Origin of the sequence: Pinirhizobacter sp., assembly GCF_035317885.1 — a bacterium.
In the GTDB taxonomy this organism is placed as follows: Bacteria; Pseudomonadota; Gammaproteobacteria; order Xanthomonadales; family Rhodanobacteraceae; genus Pinirhizobacter.
In genome coordinates, this window is sequence record NZ_DATHFX010000143.1 from 1 (window position 1) to 3396 (window position 3396).

Annotated in this window: 3 protein-coding genes; 2 read left to right on the forward strand and 1 reads right to left on the reverse strand. The window is 63.3% G+C overall.

The annotated features are described in order from the left end of the window. On the forward strand, positions 1-444 hold a 444-nt coding region (locus VK519_RS04440), incomplete at its 5' end, for a rhomboid family intramembrane serine protease (protein ID WP_324347924.1). Positions 445-1111: 667 nt separating this feature from the next. Beyond that, positions 1112-1909, forward strand: coding sequence for a hypothetical protein (locus tag VK519_RS04445; RefSeq protein WP_324347925.1), 798 nt, complete (start codon positions 1112-1114; stop codon positions 1907-1909). Here the strand turns inward: VK519_RS04445 and VK519_RS04450 are convergent. After that, the coding region (locus VK519_RS04450; RefSeq protein ID WP_414692696.1) for an amidase at positions 1831-3396 on the reverse strand (1566 nt) is incomplete at its 5' end. The genes VK519_RS04445 and VK519_RS04450 overlap by 79 nt on opposite strands.

Sequence of the window (3396 nt, forward strand, 5' to 3'; positions counted from 1 at the left end):
GCGATGCACCTGTTGTTCAACATGCTGGCCCTGTTCATGTTTGGTGGCCAGATCGAACGCCTTTTCGGCGAGAAGCAGTTCCTGCTGTACTACTTCGTAAGCCTGCTCACCGCGGCGCTGTGCCAGCTCGCTTTCATGTACTTCTTCGAGAACGGGCAGATGTTCCCGACGGTCGGCGCATCGGGGGCCATCTTCGGCCTGCTGCTGGCCTTCGGCATGATGTATCCCCACGAGAAGATCATGCTGATGCTGCTCCCCGTGCCGATGCCGGCGTGGCTTTTCGTCACCGGCTACGCCGCGCTTGAACTCTTCTTCGGCATCACCGGCACGCAGGCAGGCGTGGCCCACTTCGCCCACCTGGGCGGCATGCTGGGCGGCTACCTGCTGATCGAATACTGGCGCGGCAAGTTCCCGATCAAGCCGCGCCGGCGGTTGATGCGCTAAGACACTTCCTTCAGCCCCCATGGAGTGGGGAGCACGAGGCACCCTCGGATAAGGACATTGCACAGCCCACGGAATGGGCGGGAGTATCGTGGATACATCGCTGTTTTTTCTCGCCACGCTATGCGTGGCGTTCGTGTTGCCGCTTGCGCATTTCGCGCAACTACTTTGGCGCGGACGCGACGCAACCGCGCCCTGCTGCCGAAGGGTACCTGGCATGGCTTTCGGCGCTTTCGGGAAAGGATCCTCTCTATCTCTATAACGCTGTGCAGGGCGCTGGGTTGCTGTTGGCGGGGTTATCCGTGCTTACCTTGGTGCGGCTGCGGCGACGCGACGAAGCAAAGGCGTCACCATGGGTGATGTCGATCATGGTGTTCGCATGTCCCGCGCTGGCATACATAGCGATCAATTCCAATTTCTCCAATAACCTAAATCTTGCACCCGCTACTGCCTATGTAGCTCTGGCTTTGGTTCGCAACACGCGGGTCAGGATGGCGCTTGGCATGTTGTTCGTTGCCAGCCTCCTGGGCGGTTACCCAGAACTTCTGGTGTTCATCGTGGCGTGTCGCGTACTCGCCGTCCTGATCCAGGCGCTTGCAGGAGCGACGGACTACGTACGAAAGATCGGCTCCATTGGGGTGGAGTTGCTGCTTGGATGCCTCGCCGTTCCATGGCTGCGAAGGCGGCTTTTGTGGTCTATGCCACGACGTTGGGCATTGGAGGGTCACACGATAGCTCCCTGCATGGCGACATCGCCGAAGGCGCTCCGTTGTTCCTGCTGGCATTGGCTGCGTTTGCGCTGTGCCTCAAAAAATGTCGGCGGGATATGCGCTCCGATCTTCCTGATGCCAGCGCGTTATACGCGGCGGTACTCGTTGTATTCGCGATGGCCCAGGTGGCGATGCTCATCAAGGGCTTCGCTTATGGCGGATTTCGCCTCGCGGGATACTTCGTGACTTTGCACCTCGGCGTCCTTGTCGGGAGCGCAGCCCATGCATTGGCGGCTGAAACCTCTGCGCGCTTCTACAGGACGGCCAGGCGGGGATGGATGGTTGTCGTCGTCATCGTCACGCTCAAAACAAGCTTGATGATCGAAAAATCGTGGCGTATTGCCAAACAGCGGCACGTGTCAGCGGATCTGATAGCGCTTGGTAAATGGCTTGATCAGAACAACGAACTGGATGGCGTTCTCATCGGCCAGATGCCGCAACCGTTTTATTACGGAATGTGGATCCGCTACGTGACTTCAGCGCCCCTGGTGTACGACTTCTCCAAGGGCGATGTGGCGGGCTATCTCTCTCCCTATCTCAAATTGGTGCAGCGACGCGACGTTGGAAGCATGGGTTGGGTCGTTGCTTTGGATGGGGAGCCGGACAAAGCCTCGCTTTGTTACCTGACAGGCGAACCACCCACCGTATCGAGGAACTTCGGCCGCTGGTACGCCGGGCGGTGTTGCTCGAAGCCGTAAGCGATGGCGATGAGAGTGGGTTCGGACCACTTGGCGCCGAAGAACATGATGCCTACCGGCAGACCGTGGGCGAAGCCGGAGGGTACGGTGATCGACGGATAGCCGGCGATGGCAGCGGGGGCGGAAGGGCCGCCGACGGTGGGATCGCCGCTTACTACATGGTCCCCCAGCACCAGGTCGTTGACGAAGGTCGGCCCCCAGGTGGGGGCGAGCAGGGCGTCGAGCTTGTTGGCCGCCAGCGCGGCATCGATGCCTTCGGGGCCGGACAGGCGCTTGGCGTCGGCCTGCTGCTTGAGGTACGCGGGGTCGGTGAGCGGTGGCTTGGCCTGTGCCTGTTCGAACAGTTCCTGGCCGAACCAGGGCATCTCGCGCTTAGCTTCCTTCGTGTTGAAGGCGATGAGGTCGGCCAGGTCGTGCACGGCCAGGCCCTTGCGCGTATCAAGGTAGGCTTTGATGTCGTGTTTGAACTCGGTAAGCAGGATCGGCAACTCGTAGTTGCTCAGTTCATTCAAGTGCGGGATGACCACCGGATCGACGATGGTCGCGCCTTGCTGGCGAAGCACTTCGATGGTGGCGTCCAGTTCGCGGTCGGCGTTGGGTTCAATGCCGGCCAGTGCGCGGACCACGCCGATGCGCTTGCCGCGCAGGGCATTCGGGTCGAGGAATTTCGTGTAGTCGGTGGCGTGCTTGTCGGCGTCGACGGTGGCCGGGTCGCGCGGGTCGCTGCCGGCGATGGCGCCCAGCACCGCGGCGGCATCGGCGACGCTGCGCGCCATGGGGCCGGCGGTGTCCTGGCTGTGCGCAATAGGCACGATGCCGGCGCGGCTGACCAGCCCCAACGTGGGCTTGATGCCCACGATGCCATTGGCCGAGGCTGGGCAGATGATCGAGCCGTCGGTCTCGGTACCGATGGCGACGGTGGCGAAGCCAGCCGCCACCGCGGCGCCGGAACCGGCGCTCGAGCCACAGGGATTGCGGTCCAGGGCGTAGGGGCTGCGGGTGAGCCCGCCCCGGCCGCTCCAGCCGCTGGTGGCGTGGTTGGAGCGCATGTTCGCCCACTCGGACAGGTTCGTCTTGCCCAGGATCACGGCGCCGGCCTTGCGCAGTTTCGCAGCCACCGTGGAATCGGCAGGCGCTGGAGGTCCGGCCAGGGCCAGCGAACCGGCGGTGGTCTGCATGCGGTCGCCGGTGTCCAGGTTGTCCTTCAGCAGGATCGGGATGCCCGCGAGCGAGCCCTTGCCCGGTTTGGCGGCGCGCGCAATGGCCAGTGCGTCGGGGTTCTGTTCGATCACGGCGTTGACGCGGGGGCCGGCCTGGTCGAGCGTGGCGATGCGGGCGAGGAAAAACTCGGCCAGCTGCGCGGGTGTGAGCTCGCCACGGGCAAAGCGCTCCTTCAATTGCGCGATGGAGGCAAAGGCCGTGTCGTCAGGCAGCGGCGCCGGCGGAGCGGCGGCGAGTGAGGGGAGGGTCCAGGCCATGGCCAGGAG